The sequence below is a fragment of the [Phormidium] sp. LEGE 05292 genome, from assembly GCF_015207735.1.
Classification (GTDB): domain Bacteria; phylum Cyanobacteriota; class Cyanobacteriia; order Cyanobacteriales; family Aerosakkonemataceae; genus Floridanema.
The window spans coordinates 18,412-37,871 of sequence record NZ_JADEWG010000026.1 but is presented as its reverse complement, the minus strand read 5'-3'; the positions used below and the strand labels follow the sequence as shown (position 1 = coordinate 37,871).

General features: G+C 39.0%; 23 protein-coding genes. 17 read left to right on the top strand and 6 right to left on the bottom strand.

Annotated elements, in window-relative coordinates; all coding sequences use genetic code 11:
- Positions 1 to 244: 244 nt before the first annotated feature.
- The 3 genes from IQ264_RS10225 to IQ264_RS10215 form a co-directional block, all read right to left on the bottom strand.
- Entirely contained in the window at positions 245 to 1,090 is an 846-nt protein-coding gene (locus IQ264_RS10225) for a YsnF/AvaK domain-containing protein (protein ID WP_193980673.1), read from the bottom strand.
- Between the two features lie 117 nt (positions 1,091 to 1,207).
- Entirely contained in the window at positions 1,208 to 2,092 is an 885-nt protein-coding gene (locus tag IQ264_RS10220; protein WP_193980672.1) for a DUF2382 domain-containing protein, read from the bottom strand.
- Positions 2,093 to 2,337: 245 nt separating this feature from the next.
- Entirely contained in the window at positions 2,338 to 3,207 is an 870-nt protein-coding gene (locus IQ264_RS10215) for a DUF2382 domain-containing protein (RefSeq protein ID WP_193980671.1), read from the bottom strand.
- Between the two features lie 314 nt (positions 3,208 to 3,521).
- Here IQ264_RS10215 and IQ264_RS10210 point away from each other — a divergent pair, with 314 nt between their 5' ends.
- The 4 genes from IQ264_RS10210 to IQ264_RS10195 all read left to right on the top strand — a co-directional run bounded on the left by IQ264_RS10210 (position 3,522) and on the right by IQ264_RS10195 (position 6,241).
- On the top strand, positions 3,522 to 4,157 hold the full coding sequence (locus IQ264_RS10210) for a bifunctional 4-hydroxy-2-oxoglutarate aldolase/2-dehydro-3-deoxy-phosphogluconate aldolase (RefSeq protein ID WP_193980670.1): 636 nt from the start codon (positions 3,522 to 3,524) through the stop codon (positions 4,155 to 4,157).
- A 58-nt stretch (positions 4,158 to 4,215) separates the two neighbouring features.
- Positions 4,216 to 4,731 (top strand): L,D-transpeptidase, encoded by a 516-nt coding sequence (locus tag IQ264_RS10205; RefSeq protein WP_193980669.1) that lies wholly within the window; start codon positions 4,216 to 4,218, stop codon positions 4,729 to 4,731.
- A gap of 298 nt (positions 4,732 to 5,029) precedes the next feature.
- Positions 5,030 to 5,548: a L,D-transpeptidase gene (locus tag IQ264_RS10200; protein WP_193980668.1), complete on the top strand. Its 519-nt coding sequence runs from the start codon at positions 5,030 to 5,032 to the stop codon at positions 5,546 to 5,548.
- A gap of 207 nt (positions 5,549 to 5,755) precedes the next feature.
- Positions 5,756 to 6,241, top strand: coding sequence for a L,D-transpeptidase (locus IQ264_RS10195; RefSeq protein WP_193980667.1), 486 nt, complete (start codon positions 5,756 to 5,758; stop codon positions 6,239 to 6,241).
- Positions 6,242 to 6,318: 77 nt separating this feature from the next.
- Here the strand turns inward: IQ264_RS10195 and IQ264_RS10190 are convergent, their stop codons facing one another.
- Complete coding sequence (locus IQ264_RS10190; protein WP_193980666.1) at positions 6,319 to 7,914, bottom strand: Hsp70 family protein; 1,596 nt, start codon at positions 7,912 to 7,914, stop codon at positions 6,319 to 6,321.
- Positions 7,915 to 7,987: 73 nt separating this feature from the next.
- Between IQ264_RS10190 and IQ264_RS10185 the strand changes: the two genes are divergently transcribed.
- The 13 genes from IQ264_RS10185 (at position 7,988) to IQ264_RS10125 (ending at position 18,623) form a co-directional block, all read left to right on the top strand.
- Positions 7,988 to 9,304 (top strand): AAA family ATPase, encoded by a 1,317-nt coding sequence (locus IQ264_RS10185; RefSeq protein ID WP_193980665.1) that lies wholly within the window; start codon positions 7,988 to 7,990, stop codon positions 9,302 to 9,304.
- Between the two features lies 1 nt (position 9,305).
- Positions 9,306 to 9,845, top strand: a complete 540-nt coding sequence (locus IQ264_RS10180; protein ID WP_193980664.1) for a hypothetical protein — start codon at positions 9,306 to 9,308, stop codon at positions 9,843 to 9,845.
- A gap of 256 nt (positions 9,846 to 10,101) precedes the next feature.
- Positions 10,102 to 10,323, top strand: a complete 222-nt coding sequence (locus tag IQ264_RS10175; RefSeq protein WP_228061424.1) for a hypothetical protein — start codon at positions 10,102 to 10,104, stop codon at positions 10,321 to 10,323.
- Positions 10,324 to 10,473: 150 nt separating this feature from the next.
- Positions 10,474 to 10,635 carry a YqaE/Pmp3 family membrane protein gene (locus IQ264_RS10170; protein ID WP_193980663.1) on the top strand — a complete coding sequence of 54 codons (162 nt, stop codon included), beginning with the start codon at positions 10,474 to 10,476 and terminating at the stop codon, positions 10,633 to 10,635.
- Between the two features lie 454 nt (positions 10,636 to 11,089).
- On the top strand, positions 11,090 to 11,824 hold the full coding sequence (locus IQ264_RS10165; protein WP_193980662.1) for an energy-coupling factor ABC transporter permease: 735 nt from the start codon (positions 11,090 to 11,092) through the stop codon (positions 11,822 to 11,824).
- Between the two features lie 10 nt (positions 11,825 to 11,834).
- On the top strand, positions 11,835 to 12,206 hold the full coding sequence (locus tag IQ264_RS10160) for a PDGLE domain-containing protein (RefSeq protein WP_193980661.1): 372 nt from the start codon (positions 11,835 to 11,837) through the stop codon (positions 12,204 to 12,206).
- Between the two features lie 198 nt (positions 12,207 to 12,404).
- Positions 12,405 to 13,178: a cobalt ECF transporter T component CbiQ gene (cbiQ, locus tag IQ264_RS10155; RefSeq protein ID WP_193980660.1), complete on the top strand. Its 774-nt coding sequence runs from the start codon at positions 12,405 to 12,407 to the stop codon at positions 13,176 to 13,178.
- Between the two features lie 45 nt (positions 13,179 to 13,223).
- Positions 13,224 to 14,033 (top strand): energy-coupling factor ABC transporter ATP-binding protein, encoded by an 810-nt coding sequence (locus IQ264_RS10150; protein ID WP_193980659.1) that lies wholly within the window; start codon positions 13,224 to 13,226, stop codon positions 14,031 to 14,033.
- A gap of 307 nt (positions 14,034 to 14,340) precedes the next feature.
- A complete protein-coding gene (locus tag IQ264_RS10145; RefSeq protein ID WP_193980658.1) occupies positions 14,341 to 14,646 on the top strand; it encodes a hypothetical protein in 306 nt (101 codons plus the stop codon).
- 119 nt (positions 14,647 to 14,765) lie between these two features.
- Complete coding sequence (locus IQ264_RS10140; protein ID WP_193980657.1) at positions 14,766 to 15,770, top strand: multicopper oxidase domain-containing protein; 1,005 nt, start codon at positions 14,766 to 14,768, stop codon at positions 15,768 to 15,770.
- Between the two features lie 218 nt (positions 15,771 to 15,988).
- Positions 15,989 to 17,008, top strand: a complete 1,020-nt coding sequence (locus IQ264_RS10135) for a ComEA family DNA-binding protein (protein WP_193980656.1) — start codon at positions 15,989 to 15,991, stop codon at positions 17,006 to 17,008.
- 95 nt (positions 17,009 to 17,103) lie between these two features.
- A complete protein-coding gene (locus IQ264_RS10130; RefSeq protein WP_193980655.1) occupies positions 17,104 to 17,538 on the top strand; it encodes a ferritin-like domain-containing protein in 435 nt (144 codons plus the stop codon).
- A 113-nt stretch (positions 17,539 to 17,651) separates the two neighbouring features.
- On the top strand, positions 17,652 to 18,623 hold the full coding sequence (locus IQ264_RS10125) for an FTR1 family iron permease (protein ID WP_193980654.1): 972 nt from the start codon (positions 17,652 to 17,654) through the stop codon (positions 18,621 to 18,623).
- Between the two features lie 121 nt (positions 18,624 to 18,744).
- Here the strand turns inward: IQ264_RS10125 and IQ264_RS10120 are convergent, their stop codons facing one another.
- Together IQ264_RS10120 and petG are read right to left on the bottom strand one after the other, a co-directional pair.
- Entirely contained in the window at positions 18,745 to 18,933 is a 189-nt protein-coding gene (locus tag IQ264_RS10120) for a CsbD family protein (RefSeq protein ID WP_193980653.1), read from the bottom strand.
- Positions 18,934 to 19,175: 242 nt separating this feature from the next.
- Positions 19,176 to 19,289 carry a cytochrome b6-f complex subunit V gene (petG, locus tag IQ264_RS10115; RefSeq protein ID WP_073592562.1) on the bottom strand — a complete coding sequence of 38 codons (114 nt, stop codon included), beginning with the start codon at positions 19,287 to 19,289 and terminating at the stop codon, positions 19,176 to 19,178.
- Positions 19,290 to 19,460 lie beyond the last annotated feature (171 nt).

Genomic DNA, 19,460 nt, shown 5'->3' with positions numbered 1-19,460 from the left:
GTAAAAATTTAGGGGTAGGTTTAGAAGAAAATTTTGTCATCATAACAGAACAATTAATCAAAAAACCCACCCCGACAAAGCCTTCATTCCAGGAAGACTTCTACATCAAAGCCTTGTGCCTTCTTGTCCAAGTAACTCTTCTATATTCCTGCCCGTAAAAATGGGGCAGTTCATTTATTTCATGGTAAAAGTTTCTGCCCCATTGATATTTTTTCTCCAGTTTATCACTGATGTTAAAAGAACTTTATGTACCAGAACAGCGATCGAACCATTCCTGATAAATACTTTTATTTTCAGTATTTTCTAGCACTATTTCCACTCGCACTAATTGACAATCATCATGCTTTTGTTTAGCAATAGCATCTAATAAAAGACTGGCAGTTTTCGGAGAAACAAATTCTCCTTTGACAATGTTGTTATTGCTAGTTTGGTTAACAGCAATGTCATTGCTTATAGTAGTGACATCTTGTTGTTGACCTAAATCAACTTCAGCGATAATTTTGGGTTCTGGACTAACTTGTTCTACAATCAATTTTTCATATTGAACTGGCACTTCTACCATGCGAGTTTCAATTTCTTTCCGCACAACTACTTCGCCTACTTTACGCTTTTGATGATTGATGACTAATCTTTCTTCTATTAGACGAATCACTTCTTCTTCGACAACATCTGTGCTGGATGAATCAGAAATTTCGGAATCATTTACATAGCTATCGGGCAAACTAGTTTCGTCGGTAACTTGTTGGTCTACTGTTTGCAGTTGAGGAGATGCCAGAATTGGCTGAATCTCTGATTTATCAATACTCGTCAAAATTGCTTTTTGCGAGTAATCAACTTGCTGAATTTGATTACTTGTCAGAGAAAAGGTGTATGACTGTGGCAAATCTGTGGCTAAGATCAGCAAGTTAATTTGACGAGTATTACTCAAGTAAATGTCCTTAATTATGCCAATTTCCAATCCTTTATTATCTAAGACTCGAAAGTTGTTTAGTTTGTTTTTCAACTTATCTAACAAAGCTTTAACTCTGAGATTGTGTCTCACGGTTTCCTGTTTTCTTGCAGCAGCTTGATTATCCATCGGTTCCCCCATTTTTAATTTGATTAAAGTCTATTTAAAAGTATAGGCAGAGCTTTATGTTGCCCCGCCTGAGTAGTTTTTAAGCACTCATTTCAGTTAAGATATTAACAACTTGTTATTCCAAGTTGTTCAAATGCGATCGGTATTCTCGACAATAGGATTACCATCAGTATCGATATCCAATCTTTCCCTACGAATTGTCTCTTCCCGATCGACTGTATCGCGATCGACTACTTTCTTAATTGTCACTTCTTCACGCACGAAAGCTTCTTTATGAATGTCGGGAGTTTCTTCATAAATTTCCATGCGTACTACTTCTCCTTCGCGGAAGTCAGCCTCGCCAGGAGCAACTATTCTCTCGGCATCAACGGGTGTAGTGCGTTCAACGATCACTCGTTCTTTTTCTACGGGAACTGAAACTCTAGCAGTTTCGGTTTCAACGCGCTTACCAATTGCTACTTCTCCTGCTTTGCGGCGAGTTTTGTTAGCAATTAATCGTTCTTCGTAGAGTCTAAATGTTTGGTGATCGCGCTCGTTCATACCAAAGAATGTTGGTTCTTGATCGTATGTGTAAGTGTTACGATCGAAGTTGCGATATCCTGTAGTTCCAATTGCTTCTGGAGTAGAAACTGCATAATCTGCATCTACAGGAGTATTGTAAGAGTTGCGGTAGACATTTCGCACTCTTTCTTCATAATCATAATCCGCTACAGTGCGATCGTTAAATTCTGGTAAATCCTCTGCTTGCTTTCTGCTCATATTGATCGCATACACGCGATCGGTATTATAATTGATGCGGGAAAGACCAACAGGTAACAAAACTTTCTTCCCGAAAATCCAAAATCCTAAATCAACTACCAAGTAGCGAAAATGTCCTTCTTCATCAACTAAAACATCGCTGACAGAACCAATCTTTTCTTCAGCTTCGGTATAAACTCCAAAACCTTTAACGTCATCACCTTCAAAAGTTTGGACATAATTAGAATCAAAGTCGTCCAGTTTCATTAATGCCATATTCTTAAATCCCCTTTATTCAGACTTTATTTGATATCTCTAAAGTTAATAAATTTACCTTTTATTTGCCTCTTCCCAGAGATGGAACTGCTTGTTTATTCTCGAATTTATTGATAATTTAATAAAAAATTAAATTGAATAATTTACAATAGCAAAGCTTACGCTTGCACATTTTGAAAATGCCTATATAGCGTAAGCTCTGTTAATTCTATGACGGTAATATGCGGTAAACTACAAAGCAAACTTTATTCTGGGCGACGAATTGTTTCTTCTGTCAAACTACCCTGATTGTTGATATCTAACTCTTCACGACGCAGGGTTTCTTCTGCACTTACATTTTCCCGCTCGACTTCTTTTCTAATAGTCACTTCTTCCCGCACAAAAGCTTCTTTACGAATTTCTGGCACTTCTTCGTAAATTTCTATGCGTGCCATTTCGCCTTCTCTAAAGGCAGTTGGATTGGCGTTAGTTACAGTTCCAGCATCTACAGGAGTAGTCCGTTCAACGATCACTCTTTCTTTTTCCACTGGTACAGAAACTCTAGCAGTTTCTGTTTCAACGCGCTTACCAACTGCTACTTCGCCTGCTTTCTGGCGCGTTTTGTTAGCAACTAAACGTTCTTCGTACAATCTCAATTTTTGATGATCTGTGTCGTTGATACCATACAAACTTGGCTGTTGTTCGTAGTCGTAGGTAGCGTATTCATTAGCAGCAACTGTTGGTTGTGGAGTAACAGCTGGTGGCACAGTAGCTTGAGGTTGATAAACGCCTCTTACTTGATCTTCGTAATCGTAATCGACTCTCTCAAGATTGTCAAAATCGGGCAATTGTTCTACTTGTTCTTTGGTTAATCCGACTGCATAAATGCGTTCTGCGTTAGCATCAATGCGAGAGCGTCCAACAGGTAGTAATACTTTTTTTCCGAATACCCAAAAACCTGTTTCGACAACAAAGTACCGGAAACGACCAGTTTCATAGTCAACTAAAACGTCTTTGATTGTCCCAATCTTTTCATCACCGCGATCGGCATAAACATCCAATCCCTTGACATCTTCTCCATCAAATAATTCGTCACGGTAATTGGGGTAATAACTTTCAATTCTAGCTAAGGCCATAACTTGCTTCCTCGACTTGTCTATAGAATAATGTTAGTAAATTAATTCTTCGGATACCTCCTTCCAGAGAATTATTCCTTTTGTTTGCAAGTCTGTCATCGGAGAGAAACAGTTACTTGTAATGAACTTACACAGTAAATAAAACTTTATTTTATTTACTATAAAGAAATGTTATTATAAAGAATTTAGGTTAATAATTAAGAATTTGAGCAATTAAATTTCTTGAATAAATACTGACGGAAAAGCGTTGAATTTAGGAAAACTATCAGCAAATAATAGCATACAAAAATCTTTCCGAAAGTAAATGAATGGAAATGTCTAGTCAATCGTGGTTAAAAGTGTTACAGAAGGAACGAGCGATCGCAGTAATTCGCGCCCAAAATTGGCAGGAGGGTTGTCAAATGGCGAAAGCTGTAGCAGCGGGAGGCATGAAACTAATTGAGATTACTTGGAATAGCGATCGACCAGAAAAAACTATTAGTTATTTGCGCCAAGAATTACCAGATTGTCAAATAGGTAGTGGCACTTTGTTAAATTTAGAACAACTGGAAATGGCGATCGCTTCTGGCGCAGAATTTCTCTTTACTCCCCACGTTGATTTAACCTTAATTAAAACCGCAATTAAAGCCAATATTCCCATCATCCCAGGCGCACTTTCGCCAACCGAAATTGTTACTGCTTGGCAAGCAGGCGCTAGTTGTGTAAAAGTATTTCCCATTCAAGCCGTAGGAGGAGCAAGCTATATTCGCAGTTTACAAGGGCCATTAGGAAATATTCCCTTAATTCCTACTGGTGGTGTGACCTTAAATAATGCCAAAGAATTTTTGCAAGCAGGAGCGATCGCGGTCGGACTTGCAGGCGATTTATTTCCTCAAGATTTAATTAACAAAGCAAATTGGCAAGCAATTAGCATAAATGCGAAAAACTTAATGCAACAAATAAATCATTGACCCAATTAATTAGTTTAATTAACATGAAATAAAACCTTGAGCCTGAGAGGTAAAAATAATGAATAAAACGCTTTCTTCCCTTTCATTACAATATTTTGGAGCATTATTAGTAAGTGCAGTAATTAGTTTCAATGTACTACCCGCATGGTCAAACACCTCAGAGGCGAGAACTGCACAAGCCGATCGAATTGCTAATAAAATATTGGAATTGCAAGAAACAGAACAACGTTGGATTCAAATCGACCTTTCCAACCAAAGATTAATCGCCTGGGAAGGAACAAAACCAGTTTACGCGGTAGTTATTTCCACCGGAAAAACAGCTACACCCACCATTTTAGGAACCTTCGCCATTCAAACCAAACACCGCCTCGCCAGAATGACTGGGCCAGATTACGATGTCCCCAATGTACCTTATACCATGTACTTTCATGGAGGTTACGCCATTCACGGTGCCTACTGGCATAACCGTTTCGGCACCCCAGTCAGTCACGGTTGCGTTAACGTAGCACCAAATCACGCCGCATGGTTATTTAATTGGGCGAGTGTAGGAACGCCAGTGGTTGTGCATGAATAGGATGATTGGGGACTGGGGAGATGGGGACAAGGGGACAAGGGGACAAGAGAAATTTTTACTTTCTGCCTTTCTTTCCTTCTGCCTTCTGCCTTCTGCCTTTTGCCTTTCTTCCCTTCTGCCTTCTGCCTTCTGCCTTTTGCCTTTCTTCCCTTCTGCCTTCTGCCTTCTGCCTTCTGCCTTTCCCCAGCCCCCAAAACCCTGATCTTTGCAGAAATTTACTTACCAAAAATGTAGTTATACCTCAGAACTGAGAAACCTAAATCTAGAGGTTTCTTCATTTAAAAAGAGGTAGCAAATCATGAACAGCAAAGTGAGTACCCTAAGTCGTTGCAGCGGCTTTTGGGTAGGTACAGCATTGAGTTTTGCAGCGTTATTTTCTTGGTCAGTACCACCGACACTAGCCCAAGGAATCAGAAGCCAAGGAAACATTATTGCAGAAAGAATTGCCACGCTGCAACAGTCTGAAGAACGCTGGATTGAAGTGGATCTTTCTCAACAAAAACTAATTGCTTGGGAAGGATCGAAGAAAGTTTATCGTTTAAATGTTTCTACTGGTAAGTCTGCAACTCCGACGATTACGGGTACTTTTACAGTCCAATCAAAGCACGTATCTGGTAGAATGCGAGGGCCAGATTACAACGTTCCTTATGTTCCTTATATTATGTATTTTTCAGGTGGCTATGCAATTCATGGAGCTTATTGGCATAACCGTTTTGGTACGCCCGTTAGTCATGGTTGCGTGAATTTGCGAGTTTCAGAAGCAGAGAAAGTTTTCCGATGGGCTTCTGTGGGAACGCCAGTGATTGTACATCGTTAGGAAAAATTTAGGAAGGTTGGTTTTAATTTTGTAATTAACTTTTAAATTTCGATCAAAAATTTTGACATACTTAACACTAACAAAGCCAAAGGAAATTGCACAAAGTACTCCTTTGGCTTTGCAATTAGTTAATTTTTCATTTCATAATGTTTAATTTTCTTTTCTAACTTTATGCAGTAATCTAGATGCCAAGGAGGAAGTGAATTTATGGAAACAATCATTCGCTCAACTTGGTTACGTCGTTCAAGTGTTTTTTGGGTAAGTCTAGCGTTAGCGATCGCTACTTTATTTGCTTGGACTGTACCTACTTCGGCTGCTTCAAGGTCAAGTAGGGGTGGATCGGGTCGTTGGATTGAAGTTGACCTATCTAGCCAACGTTTATATGCTTGGCAAAATGGAAGACGGATTTATTCATCCCGCATTTCTAGTGGTAAGCGTTCTACTCCTACTCGTCTCGGTACTTTTGCAATTCAAAGAAAGTATCTGTATAAAACAATGCGGGGGCGGGGATACGTTGCTCCTAATGTTCCCTATACTATGTTCTATTCTGGAGGTTATGCGATTCACGGGGCTTATTGGCATAATCGCTTTGGTACTCCAATTACTCATGGGTGCGTTAATTTACCAGTTGGTAAAGCCCGTCAATTATATAGTTGGGCGGGGCCAGGAACAAGAGTGGTAATTCGACGTTAGGAGGTTGAGAATTTTAGATTTGCGATCGCTTTAAAATTCGCGTAGAGACGTTTCATGAAACGTCTCTACAATTGAGATTAACTGAGTTGAACTACTGGCTGATTTTCTAATAGGGTTTGTTTGGTAAATAAATCTTCGACGGTAATTCTGAGAAAACGATCGCCATCAACTTGAAAAAGTAGTTTAATGCGATCGCTTCCCGGATACCCAGGCGGCGTTAGTTGGGCGATAGTCCGGGCTCCTTCGCGATCGTTTAAAGGTTTGACTTGGGTTTCGCCACTGGAGAGATTACGAGTGACTAAGCGATCGCCATCAAAGTAAACTTCAGTAGCAGCTGTTTGTGTGCCTAATTCGCCAATAATTAATTCGATGCTGGGTTGATTTTCCACCGAAGCGCCCAACAATAATTCTACAGGTTCGCTCATCGGATAAGGTTGCCCTTCTTTAATTAAAGAATGCCAATTATGGCGATTCAGTTTGCGATCCCAATAACGAATCCCGTAACTGTGATAAAGAAAGTCTTTTAATTCAATACCTTGGGTGAGTTGTAATGCACCTTGGGCGATCGCTTCAAAGGGTTTTTCACAACGAATCTTTGATAAATCAAAATATTGCTGTACCCACGTTTGTACAGCGGGGATTTGTACAGTTCCACCCACTAACAACACAGCATCAATATCAGCAACTTCGATGCCTTGTCGCCTTGCTTGCTGCAAAACTTGAGTCATGGAATCGTCTAATTTAGCAAAAAATTGCTGTTCTTTGAGGATGGTTTCAAAGCGATCGCGGTCTAATTCCAACTCGTAACTTTCAAAGGTTTCATCATCAAAATAAACCTCACTTGCCTGCCTTTGCAAAGAAAGCTGAATTTTCAACTTTTCTGCTAACCGAATTGTTAACGGTGTCGCTTCTATTCCCTGGGTTTTAAGAAAGTAATCAATCAACCAATTATCAATATCTGTACCGCCTAAATTTTGCCCAGCTTTAGCAATAACACGGGCAGTTTTTACCTTTTGACCAGAATTTTCGGCTAGGGATTTTTGCCCCCATTTCAAAATAAAACCTACGGGTTTTTTAGCTGCGGTACTATCCAAACGTACCAAAGAAAGATCCAGCGTTCCGCCACCAAAATCAACAACTAAAATAATTTGCTGGTCTTTCATTCCATAGCCTAAAGCGGCTGCGGTTGGTTCATCCAGAATTCGCACTTGTTCTACTGGCAAAGTTTTACATACTTCACCTAACCAATTCCGATAAGCTTCAAAGCTATCAACAGGAACAGTTAATATTAAAGATTGACCGACATCGGGCAAAGTTTCTTGTAACTTTTCAATAATATTAGTGAGAAACCATTGTCCGACTTTCTCAAAAGTAACAATTTGCCCATCTAATTCAGGGAGAAAACCTTGAATATCTGCACCTATTCCCCGTTTAAAACTGCGGAAAAAGCGAGGGTCGGTTTTAATATCCAAACCCCGATCGCGTACCGCTTGTCCAACTACAACTTTACCAGCGTAAGCATCTTCAACATAAAGCAAACTGGGAATTAAGGGCGGATTTTGCGCCAAGGTGACAGACATTCCCGGTAAATTCAAGGTTTCTGGTTGCTGGGTGACTGGGTTCCAGCGAGTAATTACAGTATTGCTAGTACCAAAATCAATTGCGATCGCCATTCAGCTATTCAATCAATGAATTAGGTTTAAATCATATTATGGTATTTAGCAGCCCAAACACAAACACAACATTATGAGCGAATCAAATTCCTCAAAAAATGGTTTTATAGTTTCTGGACGGGGAATTGATGGCATTTCAGTACGTGGCTATAAGTCACTTTACGAAGAGTGCAGCATTGAAGTGTGTCCCCTAACGATTCTTGCTGGTGCTAACAGTTCCGGTAAGTCCAGTATTATGCAGCCATTACTGCTACTAAAGCAAACTCTGGAAGCTAGTTATGATCCTGGTGCTTTACTACTCAATGGCCCTAATGTTAAATTTACTTCAGCAGACCAACTTTTGTCTCACTTTTCTGAAAAAGATTACACTGACAGTTTTACTATCAAAATTGTCATCAATAATAATTTCTTAATTAGCAAATTTACCAAGGAAAAAAAGCAAGGAATTCAAGTTGTGCAATCAACTTATTACTTAGCTGATAAAGAAATTACTATCTCTCCAGATATGGATCATGATGAGTTAGTTAAAATACTTCCTGAAGGGCTGAATAGTATTTATGAAGATTATCTGAACGATATTACAGATGAACATTGGAACGTAACTAAGGTAAGAAGTTTTCTCGACTTTAAACTGGGAAAAAATTTACTTGTTTATTCTGAACTTTCTGGGTTTTTTCAAAAACAAATTCGCCACTTAATCCACGTTCCTGGATTGAGAGGAAATCCCGAACGGACTTACAATACCACATCTGTTGGTCAGGAGTTTCCTGGTACTTTTGAGAATTACGTTGCCAGCGTAATCAGTCATTGGCAAAATACAGAAGACAATCGATTTATAGAATTAGAAGCAGATTTGGAAAAACTAGGATTAACTTGGAAAGTTGATGCTAAACAGCTGAACGATGTACAGATTGAATTGCGTGTAGGTCGTTTGCCGCGCACTAGTGAAGCAAGCGATATGGTTAGTATTGCTGATGTTGGTTTAGGTGTCTCACAAACTTTGCCTGTTTTAGTTGCTTTACTGGTAGCAGAACCGGGACAATTAGTTTACCTAGAACAACCAGAAATTCACTTGCATCCTCGCGCTCAAGTTGCGTTAGCGGAGATATTAAGTGATGCAGCGAATCGTGGTGTAAGAGTAGTTTTAGAAACTCACAGCGAATTGCTTTTATTAGCAGTTCAATCTTTAGTTGCAGAAGGTAAATTATCGCCAGAGTTGGTAAAACTTCATTGGTTCAAAAGACGAGAAGATGGTGTTACTGAAGTTAGCAGTACTAATTTAGATGCAGCGGGAGCTTTTGGAGATTGGCCCGAAGATTTTAGCGATGTTTCTTTGAAATTAGAAAGTCGTTATTTGGATGCGGCAGAGGCTCGACTGATAAATAATTAAGATGATAGAAAAAGTTTCTAAGCTGCTGGTAATTGATGCTTCTGTTGCGCGTGCTGCTGGTGGAGAGAGTGCGATCAGTAAATCAAAATACTGCCGTGATTTTCTGCTTGCTGTTTTAGATATTTCTCATCGAGTTGTGATGACACAAGATATCCGAAAAGAATGGGATAAACATCAATCAAATTTTTCTCGCACATGGCTTCGCACAATGATAGCAAAAAAGAAGTTGGAATATCGGAGCGATATTTTAATAAATGATGAACTATGGAAAGGAGTTGAAGATTTTACCGATTTCGACAATCAGCGCAAAGCAATGGTTAAAGATTTACTTTTGATTGAAGCAGCACTGGTGACAGATAAAATTATAGTTTCTCTTGATGAAGTAGTAAGAAAACTTTTTCATCAAGCAGCTGAACAAGTGGAAGAACTCCGAAATATTGTCTGGGTTAATCCTGCTAAATCAGAAGAACAAGCAATTTCTTGGTTAGAAAGTGGCGCAGCAGCAGAACAGGAAAGAATGCTGGGATTTTACACAAAATAAAATGACTTGCTAAAAGCTAACCCTTTTCTGTCTAAAGGCTAATTTTCTGAGTATCAACAAACTATGTCCAAAGATAGATTATTTGTCTGTGGACAGTAAACGTTATTTTCGTTACAATCTTTTATATACATCTTTGTAATTATGTCAAGTAATTAAAATACTTCTTAATATTGAAGTGTTTCAGGGATAGGCATCGGTCTGAGAAAAAGTAAGCATTCCTGTCCCAGCAGGAGAGATTTGCAAAAAAGGGCGAAAAATGATGAGTAAAGAGCAGAAATCGGAGATGGCGCGGTTTTTAGGTGGCCTGAAGAACGGAATTTGGTTTATTGGGATTTCTTCTTGGCTGTTTGGAATTTGCGATCGCACCATAGCTTCCCTAGCAGATGGATATTTGTCGGCGATCGACATTGTTCAATTATTTACAGCTTCCTTCTTTTTTGTCAGTTGGCTATTTTTAAAGCCAACATCTAGACTTTGAGGACAAAAATATCTAACTATCGATAGATCAACCCGAAAATTTTACAGATTCCGCCTTTGCTTTGCAGAAAATAACGGAAAAAAAGTTAGAAAAGGAAGAGTATCGCTATGATCGAGATAGCAATTTAGAAAGAAACCAAAGGAATTGCTTATGGATATCATTCGGATCATCATCGCTATCTTTTTACCGCCGTTAGGAGTGTTCTTGCAAGTTGGTTTTGGGGGACAGTTTTGGCTAAATATCCTATTGACATTACTCGGATATGTTCCTGGGTTAGTTCATGCAATTTGGATTATTGCCAAAACAAAATAGGTGAATTTTGTTACCAGATAACTAAGTGTTGAAGCTAGCAAGAAACTACCAGTGTAAGTTATAGCCCTATCGGATAGATAACTAAAAGCGCGATCGCCATTACCAATAAAAACGCGACGTGCTTTTTTAGCAACTATTCATACCTCTGCGATTATCCATGACCCACTACCCAAGACCAATAGCAAGTAACTAGCAAGTTGAGTTATTTACAGGCTTTGAGTTAATATTTTCTTAAGAATTAGTCGATTTTCACTAAAATATACAAGTGTATTTTTAAATATATTTATCATCTCTCTCTAGGAAGATTTACTGCAAATTTTATGATTAATTAAGCATACATTTGCTTAATATACCCCCCAGTAGGATTGAATTTTTTGTGAAAAAAAGCTTCTATAAATAAAGTTACATCTTAAAATCAGGGTGACAAAATTTGTTACTGAATAAGGGTTCATTCGTGTCATTTGATCTTTCATTTTCCAATTGGTTACATTGGGTAATCCAACCCCAGCTAGCCTTACATATCCCAGATGGGTTTTTAAGTTTACCTGTTAGCCTAGTTTGTTGGATATTGGCGATCGCTCTAATTACCTTGTGCTTAAATAGAGTCCAAGCACAATATCAAGAAAAAGCAGTCCCATTAATGGGAGTTTGCGCCGCCTTCATCTTTGCCGCTCAAATGATTAATTTTCCCATTCCAGGAGGGACTTCTGGACACTTGTTAGGAGGCACACTTGCAGGTGTTTTATTAGGCCCTTGGGCAGGTTCTTTAGTCATGGTAGTAGTGTTCATTGTGCAAGCAACAATCTTTCATGATGGAGGATTAACAGTATTAGGAGCTAACATTACTAATATGGGGTTAATTGGCACTTTTGGCGGTTATTATGTGTATCGCACTATACGTTATGCCATAGGTCGAGATACTTGGAAAGGAGTAGCTTTTGGTGTGGTAATTGCTAGTTGGTTAAGCGTGTTTGTCGCCGCAATTTTCACCGCATTTCAATTAGCATTATCTGGTACTGTACCACTTGGAATTGCTTTAACTGCGATGGCTTCTTGGCACATTTTGATTGGTATAGGAGAAGCCTTAATCACATTAGCAGCAGTAAGTTTTATTTGGCGAACAAGACCAGATTTAATTTACCATCCACCTCGGAGATTTTCTACTTCTCGTTCTCTAACACCTCATTAACAAACGCACTATGACTAGTAAAAATTCTCAAGTACGTAATCGGGCTTTAATCATTGGTGGTTTAGGTATAGCATTGTTAATTGCTGTTTTCCTTTCCCCTTTTGCTAGTTCCAATCCTGATGGTTTGGATCGAGTTTCTCAAGACTTAAAATTTGAGGATAAAGCAATTGAAGATGCCCCAGCTAAAAAGTTACCTTTCTATAAAGTTTTTGATGAATATGCCTTGCGAGGTGTACCAAAAGGGGTTGCTACTCCGCTGGCTGGTTTAATTGGTACTTTAGCAACTTTTGGTTTAGCTTGGGGTGTCGGTAAATTAGTAATTCGTCGTTCTGGTTCATCTGATGATATCAATAATTCAGATTCTTCAGGAACTTCCCTTTAGCTAAATTTTAGATGCGGGATTTTAGATTGGCGATCGGTAATTTTTTCTAGTCTAAAATTTTCCCTGGCATCTGAGATGATTAAAACCGCAGAGGCGCAGAGGACACAGAGAAGAAGAAAGATCGATAATTCTGATGCAAAGGGATTTAATATCAGATGCCAAAGGCAAAAATCTAAAATCTAAAATCTAAAATCTAAAATGCTACTACACATCAACGCCTTTCACTTAGATATTGATAGCAAACAGTTTAGTTTTTGGCATTTCCTAGCCCCAAAAACTCGCGTCCTCTGCACTCTTCTTTTAGTGTTTGCTATTGCTTTAACCCCCAATGGTAGATGGTGGACTTGGGGAATTTATGGTATTGGTGTACTTTGTTTAGTGTTACTTAGTAAGGTGACTTTGCCAGTGTTATTTAAGCGGATAGCTGTGGAATTTGCCTTTGTTGCAGTGATTCTTTTTGGTACTTTGTTTCGCAGTGGTGGGGAAATTGTTTGGTCTTGGGGAATCATCAAAATTACCTCAGAAGGTTTAACTGTGTTGGGTAGCGTTACAATCAAAGCTTTGCTATCGTTATTAATGTTAAATCTGTTAACTTTAACTACTTCGGTTCCAGCCTTACTAAATGGATTAATCGCTTTGAAAATGCCACCTTTGTTAGTAGCAATTTTGGCTTCCATGTATCGTTACATTAGCGTGTTAATTGGAGAATTTAACGCTATGCGTCGGGCTGCTGCTTCACGCAATTTGACTGGAAATAGTGGTTGGCAACGTCAAGTAATTGGTAATATGATTGGTGCTTTATTTATTCGCACTTATGAAAGAGGCGATCGCGTTTATCAAGCAATGTTAGCGCGAGGATATCAAGGCGTACCACCCGTATCTGAATTACCATCTGGAGGAAAACGTGATATTGTAGCTTTAACTTTAACCTTAATTTTGGCACTATTAGGACAAGCAATTTATTTAGTTTAAAACTCCATAAATCTATCATTCAGCCTGACATTTACAAGTTTCAAAATGCACCACAATCCCATTTTTATAGAAAACCTCAGCTACAGTTATCCTGATGGCACACAAGCACTTAAAAATATTAACTTAACTATTAAAGCTAATGAAAGAGTAGCTTTAATTGGTGCTAATGGTTCGGGAAAATCAACCTTACAGTTACACTTAAATGGAATTATTTTGCCGCAAGAAGGACAGGTAAGAATTGGGGAATGGATAGTGAATGCTGAAAATTTACGAGAAGTGCGAAATTTTGTGGGGTTGGTATTTCAAAACCCAGATAATCAATTATTTATGCCGACTGTTTGGGAAGATGTGGCTTTTGGGCCAATGAATCAAGGTTTACGCGATCGCGAATTAACCGAAAGAGTCCGCAAAGCAATGGCAGCAGTAAGCATGGATTTAGAATATTATGGCAAGCGAAATACTGAAAATTTATCCGGTGGTGAAAAGAAACGAATTGCGATCGCCGGAGTGCTAGCAATGAATCCCCAAGTATTAGTATTAGATGAACCTTCCGCCCAATTAGATCCCCGTTCTCGCCGAGAATTAATTACTTTATTAAAAGGTTTATCCATCACTCAACTAATAGCTACTCATGACTTAGATTTGGCGTTGGAAATTTGCGATCGCACAGTCGTTTTAAGTCAAGGCGAAGTAGTTTTTGATGGCAAAACTGAGCAAGTAATGAGTAATACTGACTTCTTAATTCAACATTCTTTAGAAGCGCCTCTGTGCTACAGTCGCCCCTATTGTTTACTTGGGGATGCGCCGAAAAAGGTAATTCCAACCCTGCAAGAACTTACTCATCATCAACATTAATTCTCATTTAGCTGGCTCAGGACTCACGCTTTTGGGGTTTAAAACCCCAATATTGGAACTGGTGCAAGATATAAATAAACATAGAAGAAATTTGCAGTTAAGCCAAGCTTAGTTAAATACAAGCTTGGCTGATTTTTTTTAGAGTTTTGTCAAATTATTACAAAATGTAACCAATATCTTGACAGTGAATTTAAGAGTTATATCATTTTTTATTGCAAATAAGTTGCATTAACTACAGAGAAGACACGGAAGTAATAGCAGTGTAAGGAATAACCCAAGTAATTCCTTTCCTGTTCAAATTAAGGAATTGAATCAAAGAGTCTACGATCGAATTGCTCAACTTTGGCAAGCAGGTCGATCGCTAAAGCAGCAATTAGTTTATCAAGTAACAGTAACTCCAGATGGTGCGATCGCTAGCTATAAACCACTCATTGCTGCTGCCGAAAGTTACTTACCAGAAACTCCCTTACCAAAATTACTCCAACCTTCTCTTAGTGATGGAACTAACAGAGAAGTAAAAGCAGTTACTAAAAAAGCAATTGCTAAATATAAGGTCGTGTTTACCAATAGAGGTATCCTAGAGGTTAGTCCTTGGAATGGCTGGAAAGGTTAACTAGCATAGAGTATCAAATTTTACGGCAAAGAACATTGCAGCAATCATGAAAAAATAAAGTAGTTAAAACTCTTTGCCAATTATTTGCAATAATGAACAGGGAACTTTTGACATAAAGAATGAGCGATCGCTTTTTACCAGAGAAAGGAAAACCTTGGAACCGCCGACAACTCTTAAAATTAGGGCTTCTGGGCGGTGTGGGAATCACGGGTGCAGCAATAGCACTGCAAACTTCCATAGCTAGATCGAAGGGAAAGGTGTTAGTGCCACCAATTCCTAGCGATACACCTGACTTTGGCAACGGCATTAGCCCAATGGTACTGCTGCGAGATTTTGATTACGGCACAGTAAAACGGGAAAATGGGCGAACAATCCGCGAGTTTCGGCTGACAGCTAAAAGTTCCACCGTCCAGTTAAACAGTGCTGTCTCTTTCAACACTTGGAATTGCAATGGACGAGTGCCTGGGCCAACTTTACGTGCGCGAGAAGGCGATCGCGTGCGGATACTATTCTTCAACCAAGGTGGACATTCCCACTCCTTGCATTTTCACGGCACTCACCGCGCCGAAAGCGATGGTGTAAAACCTGTTCTCAATGGCAAAGCCACCATTTATGAATTCGATGCCGAACCTTACGGTTTACACCTTTATCATTGCCATATTGAACCAGTAACTCGTCACATTGCCAAAGGACTTTACGGTTTATTTATTGTCGATCCACCAGGAGGCCGTCAACCTGCTGATGAAATGGTCATGGTAATGGGAGGCTATGACATTAATGACGATCGTCGCAATGAAATTTACGCCTTTAATGGGCTGCCACATTACTATATGCAGTACCCAATATCGATTTATAAAAATCAATTAATTCGGCTGTATGTTCTCAACATGATCGAATATGAAGCCGCAGCAACCTTTCATATCCACGCCAATTTTTTCGACGTTTATCGCACTGGAATGTCTCTCAAACCAAGTGAAACAGCTGATGTAATCACAATGGGAGTAGCTGAACGTCACATTTTAGAATTTACCTATCGTTATCCAGGTAAATATATGTTTCATCCCCATCAAGATACCCTCGCAGAAAATGGCTGCATGGGATTATTTAACGTCCTTGAAACTTAGGTCTGTTTTCACGACTTTAGTCGTACATTTATCAAGCAAAGGGAACACTGAAGTGTTCACAACAAACGGTTCGTAGTAGCGACTTCAGTCGTACATTCCTGAATCTAGGGGAACACTGAAGTGTTCACAACAAACGGTTCGTAGTAGCGACTTCAGTCGTACATTCCTCAATCAGAACACTGAAGTGTTCACAACAAACATCTATCTAAAACAAAGTCATGAAAGTTTTACGTTCCTTGTCCGTTGCAGTTTCTCTTGTCAGTTTGATTGCTATTTCCGCCTGTAGCACCACTGAAAGTAAAGAAAATACCTCAACTACAAAAGTTGCGACTGACACTACCACAACAGCAACTACAAATCATAATGGTCATAGCAGTAACCAGGCAAAAATTAATATTAACAATGCAATTTTGTCAGAATTAGATAAGTTAGAAGCCAAGTTAGGAATTCCGGCACTATCTAATAAAATTCAAGCCAGTCGTCCTTATGGTAGTATTGAAGAATTAGTCTCCAAACAGATAATTACCCAAGCAGAATTTGACAAAATTAAAGACATGGTGACAATTGAGGATGTTGTCCTCACTGGTGAAGCTAAAGATGTCGATTACATGACCAAATTGGGATTAATGAAAGGGCATCTTTTGGTAGCTAAAGAACTTTTAGATCAACAACAACCAAAGCAAGCAGAACCCCATATTGGACATCCAGTAGAAGAAATTTATGTGGATGTACAAGATCAGCTAAATGAAAGAAATGTGAAAGAATTCAAAACCACTTTAGTCACTTTGCAAGACTTAGTAAAATCTAAACCAAAAGACACGAAAATTGCCACAGAATTTACTAATTCTATGCAAGCGGTAGATGGTGCAATTCAGGCAATACCGGAAGCGCAAAGAAATTCACCGCAATTTGTGTTAAAGGTAATGAATAGTTTGCTAGATGCGGCTAACTCGGAGTATGGAGCGGCGATCGCCAATGGTAAAATTTCCGCAGCCATTGAATATCAAGACTCTCGCGGCTTTGTTAACTACGCTAATACCCTCTATCAGGGAATAGCCCCACAAATGGCAAAACAAAATCCAGAAGCACATAAAGCGATCGAAACTAATATGGCAGAATTGAGCAAAGCTTGGCCTGCTGCTATTCCCCCAGCCGCACCAGTATTAACACCAGCCCAAGTCTCTCAATTAATTAAAACAATAGAACAAAATAGCCAAAAAATAACTAGTAATGGTTAACTGATAATAAGTAATTGATAAGGGGAACGAAAAAATGCAATTAGCCTATTATCAATTACTTATTATTAATTTACGACTAGCAAGTGTGACGACTAATGAGAGAACTAGACCAAGAAAAAACGATCGGTATACTTAACACGATCATGGAATTTGAATTAGCAGGCGTAGTGCGTTATACCCACTACTCTTTAATGGTAACAGGGCCAAATCGAATTCCGATCGTGCAATTTTTCAAAGCCCAAGCCAATGAATCTTTACTCCACTCCCAACAAGTAGGAGAAATTCTCACAGGCTTAGAAGGTCATCCTACCTTGAGAATTGCGCCAATAGAAGAAACCTACAAACATACAGTAAGAGACATTTTGCAGGAAAGTCTCAATCACGAGAAAACCGCGCTAAATTTGTATAAGTCTCTTCTAGAAACAGTACAAGATGCTAGTATTTATCTAGAAGAATTCGCCCGCACAATGATTGGTCAAGAAGAATTACACAACTTAGAAATCAAAAAAATGTTGCGGGATTTTAGCTAATAATTACTAGGTAGTCGGTAGTGGGTAGTCGGTAGTGGGCAACAATCAGAAGCTACTATTATAAGTAATTACCAACTACCAATTACCAATTACCAATTACCAATTACCAGATTATGGATTTTAGTGCTGCTTTACCAACATTTGTAATTACCCTCAGAGAAGGAGTAGAAGCCGCTTTAGTAGTGGGAATTGTGCTGGCTTTGTTGAAAAAAGCCAAACAAACTAAACTCAATCGTTGGGTTTATTTAGGAATTGGTGCAGGAATTATTGCCAGTGGATTAGTCGGGTTACTAATAGGCTGGATATTCCAATTATTAAGTGCTTCCAATTCACCTTATGGGGCTGTAATTGAGCCATTTTTAGAAGCGGCTTTTGGGCTGGGTGCGATCGCCATGCTCAGCTGGATGTTAATCTGGATGACACAGCAAGCAAAATCCATGAAATCCCAAGTCGAAGGTGCAGTCAACGCCGCCCTGCAAAAAAATGCAGTTGCCGGATGGGGAATTTTCAGCTTAATTTTTATCGCCGTTTTGCGCGAAGGATTTGAAACCGTTCTCTTTATCATCGGCAAATTTCAACAAGGTTTAGTTCCCGCCATTGGCGCACTTAGCGGATTAGCAGTAGCCGCTGGAATTGGCGTACTCTTATTTAAGTGGGGAATCAAAATCAACATTCGCCGCTTCTTTCAAATCATGGGAGTTTTGTTACTCCTAATTGTCGCAGGTTTAGTAATTTCTGCATTGGGAGATTTGAACGAAGGAATGAGAACTCTCTCCCAAATGAATCGTGAATCAGAAGCTTTTTGTTTCTACTATGAAAGATTTGCCAAAAACCCCTCTTGTATTTTAGGCCCAATGGTTTGGGATACGAGTAAAATCCTGCCCCAAAGTCAGTTTCCCGGTTTAATTTTGCGAACCCTTTTTGGTTACACAGATAAACTTTATCAAGTACAAGCCGTAGCCTACGTCCTATTCCTAGTCACCATTGGCGGGCTTTATTTCCGCAGTTTGAATAGTCAAACTCCTTCACAGGCAAAGAATAAAAAAGAGAAATTGCCAGCCAGAGAAAAATCTACCAGTTCTTAGTAACTAATCTCATATCTGGCTAATCAGCCATAGTATCCTTAACCCAAAAGTTTGTAGAGACGTAATATATTACGTCTCTACATTATGTCTAATCAGCTAGACATGATATAAGAAATTGAAACTAAGCTCTGTCAATAACTCGTTTTGCCTGATCTTTTAAATCTTCTTTAGCGTGCATTGCAGCAGCTTCTCTTTGTTTAGCTTTACCTTCTACTTTATCTTGAGGATTACCAGTTACTTCGCTCATTGCTTCTTGAACTTTACCCTCAACATTTTTAGCAACTGCATTCAAACGATCTTCAACACTCATACTAACCTCCAAAAAGTTATCCAATCTTTTATCAGCTATTATGGATACTTAAAGAGTAAAAAAGGATCTTTCGAGAGTATTATTTAAAACATAGTCAAAAACACAACATTAGTTAGATGCACCACTAGACAATTTTGTGCTAAAAGACAAAAGCAAAATTGTGGAGACGTTATATATAACATCTCCACAAAGTTTTGGGTTAAGGATAGTAAGTCTGATTAACCGGACTAATCTAACAGCTATTAGATTCCCAACTGATTACCGCGCTTGTACTGCAAGTAAGCAGCAACAAACAACCCAGCGAGGGTTACTAGCACTAAGCCCAGCACAATTCCTGAAAGTAGGGGTTCTACCACGTCAGATCTCCTTGAATGTTAACGTTTATTACCTGTATTTCATTATCGTACTAGTGACTGTGACCACTAGTATTAATTAAGTGTGAAGTAAAAATTAACCCAAATCTGGGAGGATGAGGCTGAATCACTTTCAGGAAGAGACCTCTGGCCCATTGCGTTGGCTTGCCTGAA

Bases quoted from the DNA above. Each gene is read 5' to 3' on its own strand.
- IQ264_RS10225 (WP_193980673.1), bottom strand. From the start codon at position 1,090: ATGGGGGAACCGATGGATAATCAAGCTGCTGCAAGAAAACAGGAAACC.
- IQ264_RS10220 (WP_193980672.1), bottom strand. From the start codon at position 2,092: ATGGCATTAATGAAACTGGACGACTTTGATTCTAATTATGTCCAAACT.
- IQ264_RS10215 (WP_193980671.1), bottom strand. From the start codon at position 3,207: ATGGCCTTAGCTAGAATTGAAAGTTATTACCCCAATTACCGTGACGAA.
- IQ264_RS10210 (WP_193980670.1), top strand. From the start codon at position 3,522: ATGTCTAGTCAATCGTGGTTAAAAGTGTTACAGAAGGAACGAGCGATC.
- IQ264_RS10205 (WP_193980669.1), top strand. From the start codon at position 4,216: ATGAATAAAACGCTTTCTTCCCTTTCATTACAATATTTTGGAGCATTA.
- IQ264_RS10200 (WP_193980668.1), top strand. From the start codon at position 5,030: ATGAACAGCAAAGTGAGTACCCTAAGTCGTTGCAGCGGCTTTTGGGTA.
- IQ264_RS10195 (WP_193980667.1), top strand. From the start codon at position 5,756: ATGGAAACAATCATTCGCTCAACTTGGTTACGTCGTTCAAGTGTTTTT.
- IQ264_RS10190 (WP_193980666.1), bottom strand. From the start codon at position 7,914: ATGGCGATCGCAATTGATTTTGGTACTAGCAATACTGTAATTACTCGC.
- IQ264_RS10185 (WP_193980665.1), top strand. From the start codon at position 7,988: ATGAGCGAATCAAATTCCTCAAAAAATGGTTTTATAGTTTCTGGACGG.
- IQ264_RS10180 (WP_193980664.1), top strand. From the start codon at position 9,306: ATGATAGAAAAAGTTTCTAAGCTGCTGGTAATTGATGCTTCTGTTGCG.
- IQ264_RS10175 (WP_228061424.1), top strand. From the start codon at position 10,102: ATGATGAGTAAAGAGCAGAAATCGGAGATGGCGCGGTTTTTAGGTGGC.
- IQ264_RS10170 (WP_193980663.1), top strand. From the start codon at position 10,474: ATGGATATCATTCGGATCATCATCGCTATCTTTTTACCGCCGTTAGGA.
- IQ264_RS10160 (WP_193980661.1), top strand. From the start codon at position 11,835: ATGACTAGTAAAAATTCTCAAGTACGTAATCGGGCTTTAATCATTGGT.
- cbiQ (WP_193980660.1), top strand. From the start codon at position 12,405: ATGCTACTACACATCAACGCCTTTCACTTAGATATTGATAGCAAACAG.
- IQ264_RS10150 (WP_193980659.1), top strand. From the start codon at position 13,224: ATGCACCACAATCCCATTTTTATAGAAAACCTCAGCTACAGTTATCCT.
- IQ264_RS10140 (WP_193980657.1), top strand. From the start codon at position 14,766: ATGAGCGATCGCTTTTTACCAGAGAAAGGAAAACCTTGGAACCGCCGA.
- IQ264_RS10135 (WP_193980656.1), top strand. From the start codon at position 15,989: ATGAAAGTTTTACGTTCCTTGTCCGTTGCAGTTTCTCTTGTCAGTTTG.
- IQ264_RS10130 (WP_193980655.1), top strand. From the start codon at position 17,104: ATGAGAGAACTAGACCAAGAAAAAACGATCGGTATACTTAACACGATC.
- IQ264_RS10125 (WP_193980654.1), top strand. From the start codon at position 17,652: ATGGATTTTAGTGCTGCTTTACCAACATTTGTAATTACCCTCAGAGAA.
- IQ264_RS10120 (WP_193980653.1), bottom strand. From the start codon at position 18,933: ATGAGTGTTGAAGATCGTTTGAATGCAGTTGCTAAAAATGTTGAGGGT.